The sequence below is a fragment of the Boseongicola sp. genome (assembly GCA_014075275.1).
In the GTDB taxonomy this organism is placed as follows: Bacteria; Pseudomonadota; Alphaproteobacteria; order Rhodobacterales; family Rhodobacteraceae.
The window spans coordinates 1,787,170-1,804,297 of the sequence record CP046179.1 but is presented as its reverse complement, the minus strand read 5'-3'; the positions used below and the strand labels follow the sequence as shown (position 1 = coordinate 1,804,297).

Below are 17,128 nucleotides of genomic sequence, written 5' to 3'. Positions count from 1 at the left end.
AAAGGACACGTCGGGAAGCCTGGCAAGAGTGCGACGCCAACTTGGGTGTATGATGGACGCAGGGCAGCAAAATTACGATCCGGGGCTCTCTGAGAGCTTCGCGGATGCGTTAAAGCCCGGCACGGAGTTGCTGCACGGCCAGTTCAGGATTGAAAAGTTCCTGAATGCTGGCGGTTTCGGCATGACCTATCTGGCCCGCGACAGTCTGGACCGGATTGTTGTTATCAAAGAATGTTTCCCGTCTTCGATGTGCTGCCGTAACGACGGCAACGTTATGGCGCGGTCGCGCCAGCACCAGCCGGAATTCGATGCGGTCGTGAAGCACTTCGGTGCTGAAGCGCGCCGCCTTTCAAAATTGCAGCACCCGCATATCGTGGGTATCCACCAGGTTTTCGAGGACAACCAGACCGCTTACATGGCGCTGGATTTTGTTCGCGGTCGTGATCTGCTCGACACGATTGAAGACCCCCGGATGAAGTTGCACCCGCGGGATGTGAAAGACATCCTGCTCAAGGTGCTGGAAGCTATTCACTATATCCATACGAATGACGTCCTTCACCGTGATATTTCGCCCGACAACATCCTGATTGATGGTAAGGGCAACCCGGTTCTGATCGACTTTGGTGCTGCCAAGGAAGAGGCAACACGGGCATCGCGCGCATTGTCGGCGTTGCATGTTGTTAAGGACGGATACAGCCCGCACGAGTTTTATATCGCCGGTTCTACCCAGGATGCGTCTTCGGATCTCTACTCGCTTGGCGAGACTTTCTATCATGTTCTGACCGGTGAAGCACCGCCGGACAGCCAGGCGCGGGTTTCGGCCATTGCGGCAGATCGCCCTGATCCTTATCGCCCTGTCACTGGCAAATTTTCTCAGTTCGAGGATGCGTTCCTGCACGCCGTGGATAAAGCGCTGAGCGTTTTCCCACCGGACCGAATTCAATCTGCAAAAGAGTGGATTGAACTGGTTGATACGGAACGTCGGCGTTCGGCAGCCATGCAGCAGGCCGAGATGGATCGGCAGATTGAGCTGTCGATTTCGCGACTGGTTCAGGAAACTAACAAAGCCGTTGAAGAAGATATCAAAGAACACGAAGCCAAATCGAAAATTGAGAAAAAAGAAGCCCAGCGGCTTCAGAAACTAGCAGAGGAGCTGGCACGTCAGCGCAAGAAAACGCTGGATGAGCTGGCCATGCTGGATGACCTGTCCTTCCAAGAGGAACAGGCCCGTAACGCTGAAAGCGCTGCACAGCGCTCGGCAGCCAAAATTAACCAGGACGAGATATCAGGACCAAAACGCCGTCGGTCATTGTTAAGTCGTCTACTTCCCTTCGGTCTACTTCGCGGAACGTTCCGCGGAAACGGGCCGTCGGATTATCTCTGAAGGGTCATAGACATGAAACTTTTCTCCAAAATCATGACACAGAAACCTGATCCGGAAGAGACGATGGGCAAGATTGACCTTGATATGGACGTGGAACCTTTGCGTCGCAGGGATGATCCCGTGGCTGATGACAGCGGCAAGCCAAATCCAAGCTCGCGCTTTGCCGACGAAAACGATGAGCCGTTGTTCGCGGACAAAACGCAACCCGTGCACGCACGCTCGGAAGAGCCGGAAGAAGCCGAAGGTGCCGGATGGGGTGACGGTGGTTGGGAAGATAACGACGACTGGGACGAAGATGACGACGACTGGGGTGATGACGAGTTTGACGAGGCAGAGGCCGCAGCCGAAGCCGCGGCCCAGGAGGAGAAAGCCCACCTTGTTGGTGAAATTCGGGATGCCGTCGGCGCTGTAAGCCACATTAAACCTGAAGATGAACGCCGAATTTCGGCACCGCGTAAGATTTCCGAGCCGCAATCTTGGGAAGATGACGAGGAATTTGGTCGCAAAGCGTTGGCACGCAACCATCTTGGTGGCGGTCAGAACATGGCAGAAGATCGCTTGCTCCAAGAAACCAATTCGCAGTTTGGCGATAGTGAAAGCAGCCGTCGCCGTTCGGCAATGGCGCATCTTAAGGCTGCGGCCGCTGCTACCAAGGCAGACCGCGTGCTGAAGCATGTAGTAGGACGCGACCCAACCGCGGATCCCGACGAGCAAAGCCCGTATCGTGATGATCTGGCAAAAGTTGTGCGACCCCGGTCGACCAGCCGTCCAATTTCACGACCTGTAAGCCGCCCTCGCAGTCAACCTGCTGAATGGGATCAGGGAACAAGCGACGATGATGCTGCGATGTTTGCGGCCGCCAGTGAAGAATCTCTCGAAGAGAATGTGACTTCTGAGGCCCTTGATGCCGACGCTGCTGAGAATGCGGAACGCCTGGCCAATGCGCCAGAAGACATGAGCGCTGATGATTTTGCCGATGACAACTTTTTCGGCGACGGATTTTCTTCGGACTACGATGATGACGGCGTTGAAGATGACATAGAATACCACAGTTTTGACGGCGACGATGCCGACGAAACGATCAGTGACGCCGCCGATGTCGAGGAAGATAAGATTGAAGCCAACGGTGCGGAGTCCGACGCAGGTGTCGAGGATGAGGCAGATTGGAGCAATCGCTTCGCTGAGGATGACGATGAAATCCTGAGCGAGGAAAATTTCGCACCAGCTGGTGCGGTTGACGAGCGCGATGATTTCGATGCTGGCATTGAAGAGCCAGTGCAGTCGGCTGAATTGGAAGGCCCCGAGGATCTGAGTGATGACCTGTCGCAAGACGACGATTTTGATGGTCCTGTCCCAAGTTCAGTAGTTTCGGAGGCCGTGGCTTTTGCCAATGCGCCGCTGGAAGATGAAACGCCGGATGAAGACGAGATTGTGCGTCGCAAAATTGCTGAAATGTCAGGCGGAAATGCGCCAGCTCCAGAGGCGAGCCATGATACAAGCGATGATCAGCCGATTGTAAATGTTGCAGCAGCCGTTACCGGGCGGGCAGGTGGCGGCAGAACCGGCGGGCGCGTGAAGACACGCCTATTGGGCTTCCAAACACCTGATGATGAAACTTCTGATGTGTTTGAGGCTGCAAAGACCGCTTCCGCAGCCAATCAGACGCAATTTCCCGTCGGGTGGATTGTTGTTATCGAAGGTCCGGGTCGAGGCTCGTGCTTCACAATATTCAATGGTGTCAGCCAGATAGGGCGTGGTGAAGATCAGCCGGTGCGTTTGAACTTTGGCGACAATTCCATTTCGCGCAATAATCATGCCGCCATCGCTTATGATGATGAACAAGGAAAGTTTTTCCTTGGGCATGGAGGAAAATCGAACCTGGTCCGGCTGAACGGAACACCCGTGCTGTCGACCGAAGAAATGACGACTGGCGACCAGATTCGGATTGGCGAAACCTCTCTGAAATTCGTGTCGCTATGTGGTGAAGACTTCACCTGGAAGTCGACCGAAACCGAAGGACATGAAGCTGGGTAATGGGCAAGTCGCCGAACATAAAGTTTGACGTTGCGTCTGTACTAAATCGCGGTTGCCGCGATTATCAGGAAGATGCAATTGCGACCGATTTCCCGATGGGTGCGGAGTTCGGCTATGCCGTATTGTCGGATGGCATGGGCGGGCACGCAGCCGGGGATGTGGCGTCGAAGATTGTCGTCACGGAAGTGTTCAGCGAGCTGAAATTCCAATCATCCAATGTTGCGGATTTTGCCGAAAACGTTGCAGGCGTTTTGAAAAGTGCGGCTGTCTCTGCCAACGCTTGCATGGCGGCCCATACATCGACCAATCCTGACACAGCGGGTATGGGCGCGACTCTGGTTGCACCAGTTTTTGTTCGCGACAAACTTTTCTGGATTTCGATCGGTGACAGCCCGCTTTACTTGTATCGCGGTGGTGAACTGCGGCAGTTGAACGAAGACCACTCGTTGGGTCCACACATCGATTACATGGTGCGTTCTGGCATGATGTCCGAGGATGTTGGGCGCAATCACCCTGATAGAAATGCACTGACATCCGTATTGATCGGTGAATCGATCGAGCGCATAGATTGCCCGGATACGCCATTCCAAATGCACGATGGAGACATCCTGATTGTTGCGTCGGACGGGCTGCAATTTCTATCGAACCGGCATATTCGGAACGTTCTGCGTGACAATACCAAGGCAAGCTCGTCGCAGATTGCCGAAGTCCTGCTGCGTGAACTTCGCACGTTAGATGACCCCGAACAGGACAATATCTGTTTTTCGGTTATCAAGTTCCGTAGTCGGCTGCCAGCCGAGACGAACGCCAATATCTTCACGCATGAGTTTGAGCAAAGATCGCCCAAGCCGCGTCAGGTGCGCACGCGCCCAATTAAGCCACAAGCTCCTGAAAGCGGGGAAGAAATACCCGCTGCAAACGCCAAGGTCGAGGTTGAGCAACCTCAAAGTCCGCCACCTCGTGAGAAAGCGCCGATATTTCTGAGGCGGCGCTGGCTTGCAACGGATGGTGGAGCATGAAGGATAGTGCTCAGGACCTGACTGTCATAGAGCGTCTACGTCACGCACTTGCCACCAATAGTGTGCCGACTGCCGCGCGTGATCATGCGGCGCATCTTCTGAAACGATTGTCGTCACCCGTGCGGGTTACTTTGCTGGGTCGTCCCGGAAGCGGGAAATCGGAACTGGTGAATATGTTCGTGCGCAGCCGTATTCTGCCGCGTGACATGAAGTTGCCGACATTGGAATTAGGATACGGTCCCAGCGAGCGCATTACTGTCATCAGCTCAGATGGTACGAAATCGGTCATTGATGGATTGAATTTTGGCGCTGCATGCCAAGGATCACCGGCATTTTTGAAGGTTGAAGCACCATTGCCGTTGTTGCAGCGCGTCAGTCTGCTTGAAGTGGTAACGGATGGATCAGTATCGGGATTCCAATCTGCCATAGATTGGGCGGTCCGGCGTACTGATATTGCATTGTGGTGCACGCAAGACTTCGATCTGGAGGAGCGCGCCCATTGGGCCCGCGTTCCAGACAGCTTGAAAGACCATGGTTTTATGGTGCTAACCAAGGCGGACAAACTGTCGGCTGACAAGGTTCTTTCTTCACGAATTGCAGAACTTGAAACGGTGGTTTCCGAAGAATTCCATTCACTGTTCGCCGTTGCGACTCTTCAGGCGATTAAAGCCTATAGGCCGAACGGTCAGGTAGATGAGTCCATATATCACGCTTCGGGCGGTGGCGCCCTAAGTGCTCAGATCCTTCGGCACGCGGAACGAGGCCGGCGCGCGGATTTCGACAGCGCGCATTTGTTCCTGGCCGGATATCAGATCGCAAATGTTCCGGCAAAACCCAGCGCAAACGAAGCTGAAAAGGCCGAAAAACCGATCTCGCGACCCATCACCGTGCCGGTTACGAGCGCGAAGCCCGAAGAGCCTTCAAAAGTTGAAAATGTTGCGCTGTTTTCCGATGCCGTCAGGTTCCTGCGGCGTCGTGGCGATGGCTTGGCGACAACGGTTTCGACGCTTGAGCCTGGCTCGGCAGGGGTTGTTGTTGAGCAATGTGTAGATGCCGTTGAACATCTGGTCGATTTGTTCAGCCAGGATGACAGTGGATGCCCGGCGGCAGATGCATTTATCGACGATCTCATGGAAGCAACCGACTTGATGGTGCTGATGCAAGTGGAAACGGGCGATGCTCCCGCTGCGGATGCAGCAACCCTGCTTTTGCAGCTTCGGCACGAAATTGAGATGAAATTGGCAGCATAAGGGGGGCATACGCACTCGGTTAACCCGAAATCCGTCACAAAAAGGCCATTTTGGCCATGAATTCTATGCCGGTGTGGAAACGATCCCATTGGTCGAGAGTCGAATGTAGTGGCCGTTAGGGATCCCCAGGTGGGTTTGAAGAGTACGAATTATGAAGGTTGAAACGACGATAATGGAACAGGGAGCTGCACCAGCTGCCGGTAATGCGCATCTCCTCAGCCGTGGGTTTGAGGGGCTAAAGCCGTTCCTGAACAAATCCCGAGATCTTCGTCAGGCATTGGTGCGTCTGGGCAAGATTGGCGACAAGGCGACAAACCGCTCTGCGCGGCGAATGCATCACCAATTGAAGCACGCTGAACCATCGATCACGATGATCGGTCAGGTGAAGGCGGGCAAGACGTCGTTGGTGAACGCAATGGTGGGATCACCAGATTTGCTGCCAGCCGATGTGAACCCCTGGACCAGTGTTGTTACGTCGCTTCACCTGAACCCGCATGTGGCCCCAGAAGATAACCGCGCCAGCTTTCGCTTCTTTGATATGGAAGAGTGGAGTCGATTGCTGGACCGAGGCGGTCGCATCGGCGAGCTGGCCGCGCGAGCCGGGGCTGAGGACGAACTGGAAAAGGTCCGCGCTCAGGTTATTGAGATGCGTGAAAAGTCACGTCAGCGGCTAGGAGACAAGTTCGAGCTTCTGTTGGGTCAGCAACACGACTACGGTTATTTCGACGAAGAACTAATCGAACGCTACGTCTGTTTGGGCGACGATTTTGAAGACGACTTCGAAACCAGTCAGGCGATGGGTCGGTTTGCAGACATCACCAAGTCGGCCGAGTTGTTCATGCACCGCCCGGAGCTGCCAATGCCGTTGTGCATCCGGGACACGCCAGGTGTGAACGATACATTTATGATCCGTGAGCAGATTACCATTCGAGCAATTCGGGAAAGCCGGATTTGCGTCGTGGTGTTGGCAGCCCATCAGGCGCTGAGTTCGGTTGATATGGCCCTGATCCGTTTGATCGCGAATGTTAAGTCGCGAGAAGTGATAATTGCCGTAAACCGTTGTGATGAATTGAGCGATCCGGTCAATCAGATACCGGAAATTCACGATAGCATTCGCAAGACATTGACTGAACACGACGGGCCGAAAGACGCGCAGATCATCTTTTCGTCTGCATTCTGTGCGACAGCTGCATTGACCGGCAATGTTGATGCTGTGGATCAAGACACGCTGACCGCCATGACAGAATGGGCCAAGTCCGAGGGACGCGTCACCGATCCGGAAGCGCTGAGCCCGGAAGAGTTGCTCTGGGATCTGTCCGGTTTGCCTGCGATTTATGCAGCGCTAAGCGATAGGATTGCGGAGGGCACAGGTCAGGACATGCTTGATTGAGTGGCAAAGTCTGCAATGAACCTTGCGAACGGGTTGAATGCTACGCACCAGGTTGTTTCGCGTCGCGAATCCGATGCTGGCTTGCCGCCTTTGGAAAAGGGCCAGCTTGAAGGCGAGTTGACTCGCATTGAAGCAGAGGCATTGGCGGCCATGGAGTCCGCATTCGAAGAAGCGATTAAGGGATTCCACAATCGCTTGGAGCGTTCGCACAGAAGCTTTCTGGAACGTGCGACAGGTTCGCTTTTGCAGCATTTGGAAGAACATGGCGAAAGTGATGTCTGGCAGTATGACCCAGGTGGTTTGCGTATTCTAATGCTTACGGCCTATCAGGTATTTGGTCGTTCGGCACAGTCGGCTGCAAAGACAGTTTTGGTTAGCACGGCGGAATCTTACGCCAGCGTGTATCACAGGCTGTTTGATGTCGCCGAGCAAGAATTCGGTATTGAGGCGCCTACGCCGCCACGCATTCCATCGCCGGTTCTTCTGGGACAGACGATTGCGCTGGATTTGAAGGGCACCTGGTGGTCGCGTTGGTGGCACAAGCGCCGGGGTTTCCGGTCATTCGCTACTGATTTCGCGGAAATGATCCGGGCCGAGACCGATCCAATTGTAGAAGGTCTGCGTGGTGCGCATGCAGAAAGCATTCGTGATGCAGCAATCAAGGCCCTGAAAGAGTTCACTGACGAGCAAAGAGCCATTCTGACCCGTTTGGCAGAACAAGCGGACACGGCGGATGGCAATGCGGCGGCAGTACTGGATGCCGGCGGCGCGGCAGAAAAGCGCGCCCAACTGAAGCAGACAATGGCAACTCTGACCGAGATCGCGGCCTAAAGGGGAAATGATGGATAGTATGGAAGACAATGAGATGTTCCCGGAGCAAAATGACACGGTCGTCGAGTCGATGGCCGAGGAATCGACAGTTTCGAATGAACCGGAGTTTGAAGTCATTGGGACAGTTGAGCCTCAATCACAGCCTGAATTGGCGACGATAGGCGAAGAAGAGCCTGTTGTTGCCGCACCGAAGTCAAAGAAGAAAAAGCCGGTTATTTGCCTGATGGGCGAATTCAGTGCTGGCAAAAGCACTTTGTCGAACCTGCTAATTCAGACCGAAGCTTTGCCGGTCAATGTGACCGCAACCCAGCTTCCGCCGGTTTGGATTTCCAAGGGTGACGATATTCCTTACCGCGTTGCGCTGGACGGCGGCGAATATGATATCGACCTGGCCAATCTTGAAGATGTTTCGGTCGAGGACACTAATCACATTCGAATTTTCCATGATGCCGACCTTCTGGATAAAATTGACCTGATCGATATGCTAGGAATTTCAGACCCCAACATGGATGCCGAAGTTTGGCAGCGTGTTATCGGGAACGCTGATGCCGTCATCTGGTGCAGCCATGCGACACAAGCCTGGCGTCAATCGGAAGCTGCCGTTTGGTCGATGATGCCACCGGAGCTGCACGAAAAAAGTTTCCTTCTGTTGACCAGGATGGACAAGATTTTGAGCGAACGTGATCGAGGTCGTGTGGTAAAACGCGTCGCTCGGGAGACTGTTGGTCTGTTTTACGACTTGTTCCCGATCTCGTTAACTCAGGCATTGGCGGCGAAAGAGGATGCGGAGAAATGGGAGTCCAGCGGCGCTGCGGGTTTCATGGAGGCGCTTGAAGAGCTTATCCAGGAAATCGCCGGTGAAGTGACTGAAGAACACCATGCTGAAGTCCGTGACGAGTCGGATATTCCGATGCGTCCGGTACTGCCGACACGTGTTCAGCCACGAAAATTGCAGGCACGTCCGACGCGGCAACGGCCCGCCCAAGATGGCCTGGGCGACCCTCTATCTGGCTTTTAGTCCAAAGAAATGCTGCGACCCTGCTGAAACGGGTCTGTATATCATTCATACCAGGACTTGCGTCTGCAGCGCTTGCCGCTCAGAAAGGGCATAGGGTTTGCCGAATGTATTCGGCCGACCGCCCGAGGGCCGCAAAATGGATGTAACAGAAATATTGAACGAGATGCGTATCGAAGCCTCTGGCTGCGATTTGGTTGCGTTCGCCGATCTGTCGTCGCGGATGATGCTATGTGTCAGCCCTGCAGGGCAACGTCCGCAAGAAGAGCTGGATGTTCTGACCGAAGTTGCCGCTGCATCGCTTTCCGGGCCACTGGCTGAAAGTGCTGCGCCATTACTGGACGCACGCGCACCAGTTGAGGCGATTGCTTTGACGAGTATAGACGCCCGGATTTTTTTGAAACCAGACGCGGATGCAAGCGAAGCGTTGATTTGCATTTGTGCGCCGGATGCGAATATCGAGAAAATCCTGAGTTGCGGTCGGGATGCGCTGGGCCGTATTGTGGCAAATGGCTGAGGAAATGCTGGCTTGAACGACTTTTCGCGGCTTGAACAGAAACTTGCAAAGCTGCGCCAGCGCGAACGCGCGCCGGGCGACAAGCGCGTTATTCGAGAAGCGCCCGAAAAGTTGTTGTCGGCAATTCTTGTCGAAATCGACGAAACAATATTGCCGCGCCGCCTGACTTTCGCATCAAGCGATAATGTCTCTATTCATCTGGCCGTGGCAAACCGACGACTACAGGCTCTGGTCGCTCCTGCACCGGCCACCGAAGGCGCCGCAGTATTGGCTGGAGTTGCGCTTGCTGATGTTGAAGATGAAAACACCCTAAAGCTAAAAGATGTGATCTTGCGATCATTGCAAGATGTTGACTTTGTTGATGTTTCAAGCAGGAAACAAGACATTGGCGGATTTCCATCGGATATTGGAGTGCCATGTGGGCAACTGCGGCGGGCATGGAATATTGATGAAGCTGGAGCAAAGGTGCCTGCTGAACAACTTGCCAAGTTTCTAGAGGCCTTTGGTGGAAAAGCGAACGCCTGGATCAGAATAGAGGGCGAGGATGTCGTTGCTCAAGCTGGTGGTCAGTCAGAGCTTGCTGGATTGAGTGAGCATGCGGCCGTTTTCCTGGACGGCTATTTTGCAAGTCGCGATGTGCTATATCAAGGCGAGGACGGTCCAAAGGCCCTGTTGGTTTCGGGAGGTGCCGGGCAAGTTGCCACGGTGTTCCTGGATTCTAAGGATGCCATGGCTTTGTTGTCTTCATCCACTGAAACTGCCGTTGAGATAGTTGGCAATTGGCAGGACAAATTCTCAGACTGAAGCGGCAGAATCTCGTCTGGAAACCAAGGTTGGATTAGAATATCGTTTGACCAAAGATAACGAGATTCGTGCACTTCGCGCAGACTTGGTTGCCAAAAGCTCGTGTCAGGAAATTCGGCGTCGCGAATTGTTCCCTAATCGGTCACAATGATGCCTGTATTTAGGTTTTGATAGAGAATCGTAGTTAATGCCGTAGGGTGAAGGCGGCAGAATTGTGCCTGTATCGAGCTACTCTGACTGGCGGAGAGATCGGGGCAGGCCTATAAGACAAAGGCCCGCGCACAGGCACCTTATCGCGGGCCAGCAACAAAGAGATTGGGGCAGCAAGAATGGCCTTCGGCGGATTGTTTTCGACGGATATGGCGATCGACCTCGGAACGGCGAACACCCTTGTTTATGTTAAAGGCAAGGGCATTATCCTGAACGAACCATCGGTGGTCGCGTATCACGTGAAAGACGGGCAGAAAAAGGTTCTGGCCGTAGGTGAGGACGCGAAACTTATGCTTGGGCGGACTCCCGGAAGCATCGAGGCGATTCGTCCTATGCGCGAGGGCGTGATCGCGGATTTCGATGTGGCCGAGGCCATGATCAAAGAGTTCATCCGCAAAGTTCACAAGCGCACAACTTTTTCAAAACCGAAGGTGATTGTTTGCGTGCCGCACGGGGCGACGCCTGTCGAAAAGCGAGCGATTAGAGAATCTGTACTTTCTGCCGGTGCACGGCGGGCAGGGCTAATTGCAGAACCCATTGCAGCGGCCATTGGTGCAGGAATGCCTATAACCGATCCAACCGGGAATATGGTTGTCGATATCGGGGGCGGAACAACTGAAGTCGCTGTGCTGTCGCTGGGTGACATCGTCTACGCGCGTTCAGTACGTGTGGGTGGTGACCGGATGGATGAAGGGATCATCAGCTATCTACGCCGCCAGCATAACTTGCTGATTGGCGAACAGACTGCCGAGCGCATCAAGACGTCCATAGGAACAGCGCGTATGCCTGATGATGGGCGCGGCCAGTCTATGCAAATTCGCGGCCGAGACCTGCTGAACGGTGTGCCGAAGGAAACCGAGATAAATCAGGCGCAGGTTGCCGAAGCGCTGGCCGAACCGGTTCAGCAAATTTGCGAAGCAGTGATGACCGCACTAGAGGCGACACCGCCAGATCTGGCGGCGGACATTGTGGACCGCGGTGTGATGCTGACAGGTGGCGGCGCGCTGTTGGGTGAACTTGATTTGGCTCTTCGCGAACAAACCGGACTGGCTATCAGCGTCGCAGACGAGTCGTTGAACTGTGTGGCGATGGGCACAGGCAGAGCGCTGGAGTATGAAAAGCAACTTCGGCATGTGATCGATTACGACAGTTAAATCACTCGGGGTTCCGAGTTTTCCACAAGACGTGGTAATCTGGCCCCGGGGCGGACCGACGAAGGACCGACGTGGCAAGACAGAGCGGTCAGAACGAAGAATACACGCGCCCGATCCGGAGGTTTCTGGTCGGCGGCGTTGTTCTTTTGATGTTCGCAGTTTTTGTTCTTTGGCGCATTGATGGGCCTCGTGCAGAACGGTTTCGTGCAGCCCTTGTCGACGCAGTTGTTCCCGGGATGGATTGGGCTCTGGTTCCAGTAACCAAGACGGCCGAAATGGTCGAAGGGCTTCAATCCTATGCGCGTCTTCAACAGCAAAACCAGGACCTGCGGCGCGAGTTGCAACAAATGAAGGCTTGGAAAGAGGCGGCCCTTCAGCTTGAGCAGGAAAATGCGAAACTGCTAGATCTTAATCGTGTCAGGCTTGATCCGGCACTAACAGTCGTTACCGGGCAAGTTTTGGCTGATAGTGGTTCGCCATTTCGGCAATCATTGTTGTTGAATGTTGGTTCGGCGCGGGACGGCATCAAGGATGGGTGGGCGGTAACCGATGGATTGGGGTTGGTCGGTCGGATTTCTGGTGTTGGCCGAAACTCCAGCCGGGTACTTTTGCTGACCGATAGTGCCAGCCGGGTTCCGGTAACAATTCAACCGTCTGGTCAAAAATCAATGCTGTCTGGTGACAACTCGTCGCTACCGTATTTGGACTTTATCGAAGTGCCAGAAGAAGTGCGGCCAGGAGACAGGGTTGTGTCTTCAGGCGACGGGGGCGTTTTTCCGGCGGGTCTTCTGGTTGGGAGCGTGGTGCAGACACGTGACGCAAGGTTGCGGCTAAGACTATCTGCTGACTACGAGCGATTAGAGTTCTTGCGTGTTTTGCGTAGCCCTTCTGCCGAGGATATTAGTGGCCCTGCCGAATTGATTGGCCCGCTTTTGCCGCTGCCGGAAGAGACGGCGGCAGTGGAGGCGACCGATGGTTGAGGCTCCAAATGCCAACCGTTGGACCTATCACGGGCTATTTCTGGGTCTGGCAGCGTTGATTATTTTTGCCAAGCTTCTGCCATTGCATCCCGGTCCAGGACGAGTGCCCGGACCTGATGTCCTGCTGCTGGTTACATTTGCCTGGCTCATGCGGCGTCCAGATTTTGTGCCGCTTGTCCTGCCGCTAGTGGTGTTCTTCTGGGCTGATACCTTGTTTGTACGCCCACTTGGGCTTTGGACTGCATTGGTTCTAGTTGCAGTAGAGTTTTTGCGCGCTCGTGAGGCGTCAATGCGCGAACAGAGTTTCTTGCTTGAATGGCTTAGCGTTTCCACTGTGATCACGGCGATGTTTCTGGCAAACGCAATGATCCTGGCGATATTTGTTGTCGAACAGCCAAGCCTCGGATCGACACTTATCCGGTTGTTGGCGACGGTATTGATGTATCCGATAGTCGTTGCGCTTGCCGCGCGTGCGTTTGGAATTCGGAAAATCAGCCCTGGCGAAGTTGATCACAAGGGTCGCAGGCGATGAAACGAACCCCGAAAGATGCAGAGGAAGGATCGGCTCTGGTGACGCGCCGGGGGCTGGTTCTAGGCGGTCTTCAACTTGGTTTCATGGGCATTCTCGGCCTTCGCATGCGCCAGATGCAGGTTGAGGAGGCTGAGAATTACCGTCTTCTGGCCGAGGAAAACCGCATCAACATGCGTTTGATCCCGCCATCTCGCGGCATCATTTTTGATCGGAACGGTGTTCCAATCGCTTCTAACACGCCGAACTATCGGATCGTCATCGTGCGTGAAGATGTTCCAGACGTAGAAGAAACCATCGCTCAATTGAAGCGGCTCATTGATCTGGATCCCAATGAGCTGGAAAAGTCGATGCGCGAGATGTATCGGCGCAGCCCGTTTGTGCCCGTGACGCTGGCTGACCGGCTTGAGTGGGAGGAAGTGGCGGAGGTCGCGGTAAACGCCCCGGCTCTTCCGGGTGTGACACCGGATGTTGGGTTGTCGCGCGAGTACCCATTGGGAGAAGATTTCGCACATATTGTCGGTTACGTTGGACCTGTAAGTGACTACGATTTGTCGAAGATTGAGGATCCAGATCCGCTTTTACAAATTCCCAAGTTTCAAATCGGCAAAATTGGTGTTGAGACCAAGTTGGAGGGCCAGCTAAGGGGTCGCGCTGGAACAAAGCAGATCGAAGTGAATGCTGCTGGACGTGTCATGCGCGAGCTGGGGCGGGAAGAATTCACGCCAGGAACAGACTTGCAGCTTACTGTTGACCACGGCCTTCAAAACTATGCGCAGGCGCGTTTGGCCAACGAAAGTGCTGGTTCTGTAGTTATTGACGTCGAATCTGGTGACCTTTTGGCGCTGGCATCGGCCCCTTCGTTTGATCCGGATCTTTTCGTTCGCGGCATCTCGTCGAAAGACTACCGGTCATTGACAGAAAACAGATATAAACCGCTCTTCAACAAAACAGTTCAAGGCCTGTATCCACCCGGATCCACATTCAAGATGATGACAGGCCTTGCAGCCCTAAAAGCTGGCGTCATAGGTCCACGTGAGACTGTTTGGTGTCCAGGGCATATGAGCTTTGGTGGCCGGCGGTTCCATTGCTGGAAAAGGGGCGGGCACGGGTGGGTAGACCTGGATAAGGCTATCACCCAATCGTGCGACGTTTATTTCTACGAGGCGGCAAATCGCACAGGAATAGACCCACTTGCAGATCTTTGTCACGAGTTCGGACTTGGGCAGCGCCATGACTTACCCTTGTCTGCCGTTCGAGAGGGTATTGTTCCGTCGACGAAATGGAAGGCTCAGGCGCGTGGCGAGCGTTGGTTCCCTGGCGAAACCCTGAATACAGCAATTGGTCAGGGCGATGTCCTAACGTCACCGCTTCAATTGGCGATTATGGCGGCACGGATTGCCAGTGGACGTGCAGTTGTTCCGCGGTTGGTTAAATCGATCAACGGACTCGAGCAGCCGACAGAGCAACCGGCGGCGCTGGACGTTAGTCGTGCGCATCTTCAGATGATCCGGCAAGCGATGTACAATGTTTCAAATGGTCGACGCGGAACTGCGCGACGGTCACGTATCGTCGCGGACGGTATGCAGATGGCCGGAAAAACCGGCACCAGTCAGGTGCGCAATATTACCGCGGCGGAACGTGCACGTGGCGTATTCCGCAATGATCAGCTGCCGTGGGAGCGACGGGATCACGGGTTGTTCGTGGCCTATGCGCCCTTCGACAAACCCAAATACGCCATTGCGACAGTCGTTGAGCATGGCGGCGGAGGCTCAAGCGCCGCCGCACCGCCATCGAGAGATATTTTGCTCTATGCTTTGTATGGCGATGTGCCGCCAATTGAGGCTTATCCTTCGGATCAACGCGAACGCATTCGCGCAATGCAGGAAGAACTGGTGTTGCGTCCCCGACAAGAGCCGCCCAAGTCGCCGAGCCGCGCATGAGTTATCTCGAATATAAAGTTCAGACAGTTCCGACAGGCGCGCGCAAAATACTGCATGCAAACTGGGCACTGGTTTTACTTTTGACGGCTGTCGCTTGTGTCGGGTTTTTGATGCTTACTTCTGTCGCTGGCGGCGACGCGAGCCGCTGGGCCGAGCCTCAGATGAAACGTTTCGCGCTGGGCGTGGTGGTCATGATGATCATAGGCATGGTGCCGATCTGGTTTTGGCGAAACATGGCCGGTCTGGCGTATTTGGGTGCCTTGGGATTACTTTTGCTCGTCGAGTTTTTCGGCGTTGTTGGTATGGGCGCGCAGCGCTGGATTGATCTTGGATTCATGCGATTGCAGCCGTCTGAGGTGATGAAAATCTCGTTGGTAATGATATTGGCCGCCTATTACGACTGGCTGCCGCTTTCGAAAGTGTCACGACCGTTTTGGGTTGTTCTTCCGGTTATCTTAATCTTGATTCCAACGGCGTTGGTTTTGAAACAACCGGATCTCGGAACCGCTATATTGCTTGTCGCTGGCGGTGGCATCGTAATGTTTTGTGCCGGAGTGTCCTGGTGGTATTTCAGCGCGGTAATCGGTGCTGTCGGGGTACTTGTTTATACTGTCTTCTCATCGCGCGGGACAGAATGGCAATTGCTAAAGGACTATCAGTTTCGGCGCATTGATACGTTTCTTGATCCGGCAACGGATCCGCTGGGGGCTGGTTATCATATTACACAATCAAAGATCGCTCTGGGGTCAGGAGGCTGGACCGGCAAAGGCTTTATGCAAGGCACGCAGTCTAGGTTGAATTTTTTACCCGAAAAGCACACCGATTTCATCTTCACCACGCTTGCGGAAGAGTTTGGGTTTATTGGGGGTATGTCTCTCTTGGTACTATATGGATTGATAATTTTGTTTTGCGTCGTGTCCGCCGTTCAAAACAAAGACAGGTTTGGAGCCCTGCTGACTCTTGGAATTGCAGGGACACTGTTCCTATTCTTCGCTGTTAATATGTCTATGGTTATGGGGCTGGCACCTGTGGTGGGCGTGCCTTTGCCTTTGGTTAGCTACGGTGGGTCGGCCATGTTAGTTCTTCTGGCCGCATTTGGGTTGGTTCAATCGGCCCACATCCACAGAATGCGAAGTCGATGACTGTAGTTATGTTTGCCGCCTCTCAATCAGACTGGGTGATGTATCAACCGCATTTGATGAAAGCCTTCCTTGAAGTTGGGGTTGATGCCGAACTGACGCAAAGTGCTGATCCAAGCAGCGTGGAGTACATCATTTATGCGCCCGACAGCAAATTGCAGGATTTTTCGCCCTACAGAAGACTTAAGGCAGTCCTAAATCTGTGGGCCGGTGTGGAAGGTGTAGTTGGCAACGAAACGCTGAACGTTCCACTGGCACGGATGGTCGATGGTGGGTTGACTGAAGGCATGGTCGAGTGGTGCGTAGGGCACGTTATGCGGCATCATCTGGACACCGACCGAGATGTATTGCGGAGCGATCAGCAGTGGCAGCCGCATGTCCCACCATTGGCACGGGATCGGCAGATTGGCATTCTTGGACTGGGTGAGCTTGGCACTGCGGTCGCGCAGACATTGATGGAGCTAAATTTTCAGGTTTGTGGCTGGAGCCGATCACAAAAGCGCATAAGGGACCTAGAGTGCAGAAGCAGTGATGACGGGCTAATTGAAATCCTTTCCAGTGCGGAAATATTGGTTCTGTTACTGCCACTAACAGCAGGAACGCGAGACATTCTTAACAAGGATCGACTCGCGCTGATGCCGAAAGGAGCTGTTGTCATAAATCCAGGCCGGGGGCCGCTTATTGATGACGCTGCTTTACTTGCGGCCCTAGACAGCGGCCATCTGGGTCACGCGACGTTGGATGTGTTTCGAGAAGAACCCTTGCCGCGGGAACATCCGTTTTGGATAAATCCGAGAGTTACCGTGACGCCCCATGTTGCTGCGGCGACAAGAGTAGAAAGTGCCGCGCGCGTTGTTGCTGAAAACGTTCGCCGTGGCGAAGCAGGTGAGCCTTTTGTGCATTTGGTAGACCGACATGCAGGGTACTGA

The 17,128-nt window shown here is 54.1% G+C and carries 15 protein-coding genes; all 15 read left to right on the top strand.

The features are described from left to right. The first annotated feature begins 52 nt into the window (after positions 1–52). The gene (locus GKR98_09115; protein ID QMU60041.1) at positions 53–1,384 is read left to right on the top strand and encodes a protein kinase; all 1,332 of its coding nucleotides are present in this window, start codon (positions 53–55) and stop codon (positions 1,382–1,384) included. Positions 1,385–2,836: 1,452 nt separating this feature from the next. Continuing rightward, the gene (locus tag GKR98_09110) at positions 2,837–3,418 is read left to right on the top strand and encodes an FHA domain-containing protein (protein ID QMU60040.1); all 582 of its coding nucleotides are present in this window, start codon (positions 2,837–2,839) and stop codon (positions 3,416–3,418) included. Next, positions 3,418–4,437, top strand: coding sequence for a SpoIIE family protein phosphatase (locus GKR98_09105; GenBank protein ID QMU58338.1), 1,020 nt, complete (start codon positions 3,418–3,420; stop codon positions 4,435–4,437). The genes GKR98_09110 and GKR98_09105 overlap by 1 nt, the downstream gene beginning before the upstream one ends. Then, positions 4,434–5,687 (top strand): hypothetical protein, encoded by a 1,254-nt coding sequence (locus GKR98_09100; protein QMU58337.1) that lies wholly within the window; start codon positions 4,434–4,436, stop codon positions 5,685–5,687. The genes GKR98_09105 and GKR98_09100 overlap by 4 nt, the downstream gene beginning before the upstream one ends. A gap of 151 nt (positions 5,688–5,838) precedes the next feature. Further along, the gene (locus GKR98_09095; GenBank protein ID QMU58336.1) at positions 5,839–7,077 is read left to right on the top strand and encodes a hypothetical protein; all 1,239 of its coding nucleotides are present in this window, start codon (positions 5,839–5,841) and stop codon (positions 7,075–7,077) included. Positions 7,078–7,092: 15 nt separating this feature from the next. Next, on the top strand, positions 7,093–7,908 hold the full coding sequence (locus GKR98_09090) for a hypothetical protein (protein QMU58335.1): 816 nt from the start codon (positions 7,093–7,095) through the stop codon (positions 7,906–7,908). 7 nt (positions 7,909–7,915) lie between these two features. After that, a complete protein-coding gene (locus tag GKR98_09085; protein ID QMU58334.1) occupies positions 7,916–8,926 on the top strand; it encodes a hypothetical protein in 1,011 nt (336 codons plus the stop codon). Positions 8,927–9,062: 136 nt separating this feature from the next. Further along, on the top strand, positions 9,063–9,440 hold the full coding sequence (locus GKR98_09080; protein QMU58333.1) for a hypothetical protein: 378 nt from the start codon (positions 9,063–9,065) through the stop codon (positions 9,438–9,440). 12 nt (positions 9,441–9,452) lie between these two features. Beyond that, positions 9,453–10,244, top strand: coding sequence for a hypothetical protein (locus tag GKR98_09075; GenBank protein QMU58332.1), 792 nt, complete (start codon positions 9,453–9,455; stop codon positions 10,242–10,244). A 329-nt stretch (positions 10,245–10,573) separates the two neighbouring features. Beyond that, on the top strand, positions 10,574–11,608 hold the full coding sequence (locus GKR98_09070) for an MreB/Mrl family cell shape determining protein (GenBank protein QMU58331.1): 1,035 nt from the start codon (positions 10,574–10,576) through the stop codon (positions 11,606–11,608). Between the two features lie 71 nt (positions 11,609–11,679). Then, positions 11,680–12,588: a rod shape-determining protein MreC gene (mreC, locus tag GKR98_09065; protein QMU58330.1), complete on the top strand. Its 909-nt coding sequence runs from the start codon at positions 11,680–11,682 to the stop codon at positions 12,586–12,588. Further along, positions 12,581–13,120 (top strand): rod shape-determining protein MreD, encoded by a 540-nt coding sequence (locus GKR98_09060; GenBank protein QMU58329.1) that lies wholly within the window; start codon positions 12,581–12,583, stop codon positions 13,118–13,120. The genes mreC and GKR98_09060 overlap by 8 nt, the downstream gene beginning before the upstream one ends. Further along, positions 13,117–15,060, top strand: a complete 1,944-nt coding sequence (gene mrdA, locus GKR98_09055) for a penicillin-binding protein 2 (GenBank protein ID QMU58328.1) — start codon at positions 13,117–13,119, stop codon at positions 15,058–15,060. Before GKR98_09060 ends, mrdA begins: the two co-directional genes overlap by 4 nt. Continuing rightward, positions 15,057–16,202: a rod shape-determining protein RodA gene (gene rodA / locus GKR98_09050; protein ID QMU58327.1), complete on the top strand. Its 1,146-nt coding sequence runs from the start codon at positions 15,057–15,059 to the stop codon at positions 16,200–16,202. The genes mrdA and rodA overlap by 4 nt, the downstream gene beginning before the upstream one ends. After that, positions 16,199–17,128 (top strand): glyoxylate/hydroxypyruvate reductase A, encoded by a 930-nt coding sequence (locus tag GKR98_09045; GenBank protein ID QMU58326.1) that lies wholly within the window; start codon positions 16,199–16,201, stop codon positions 17,126–17,128. The genes rodA and GKR98_09045 overlap by 4 nt, the downstream gene beginning before the upstream one ends.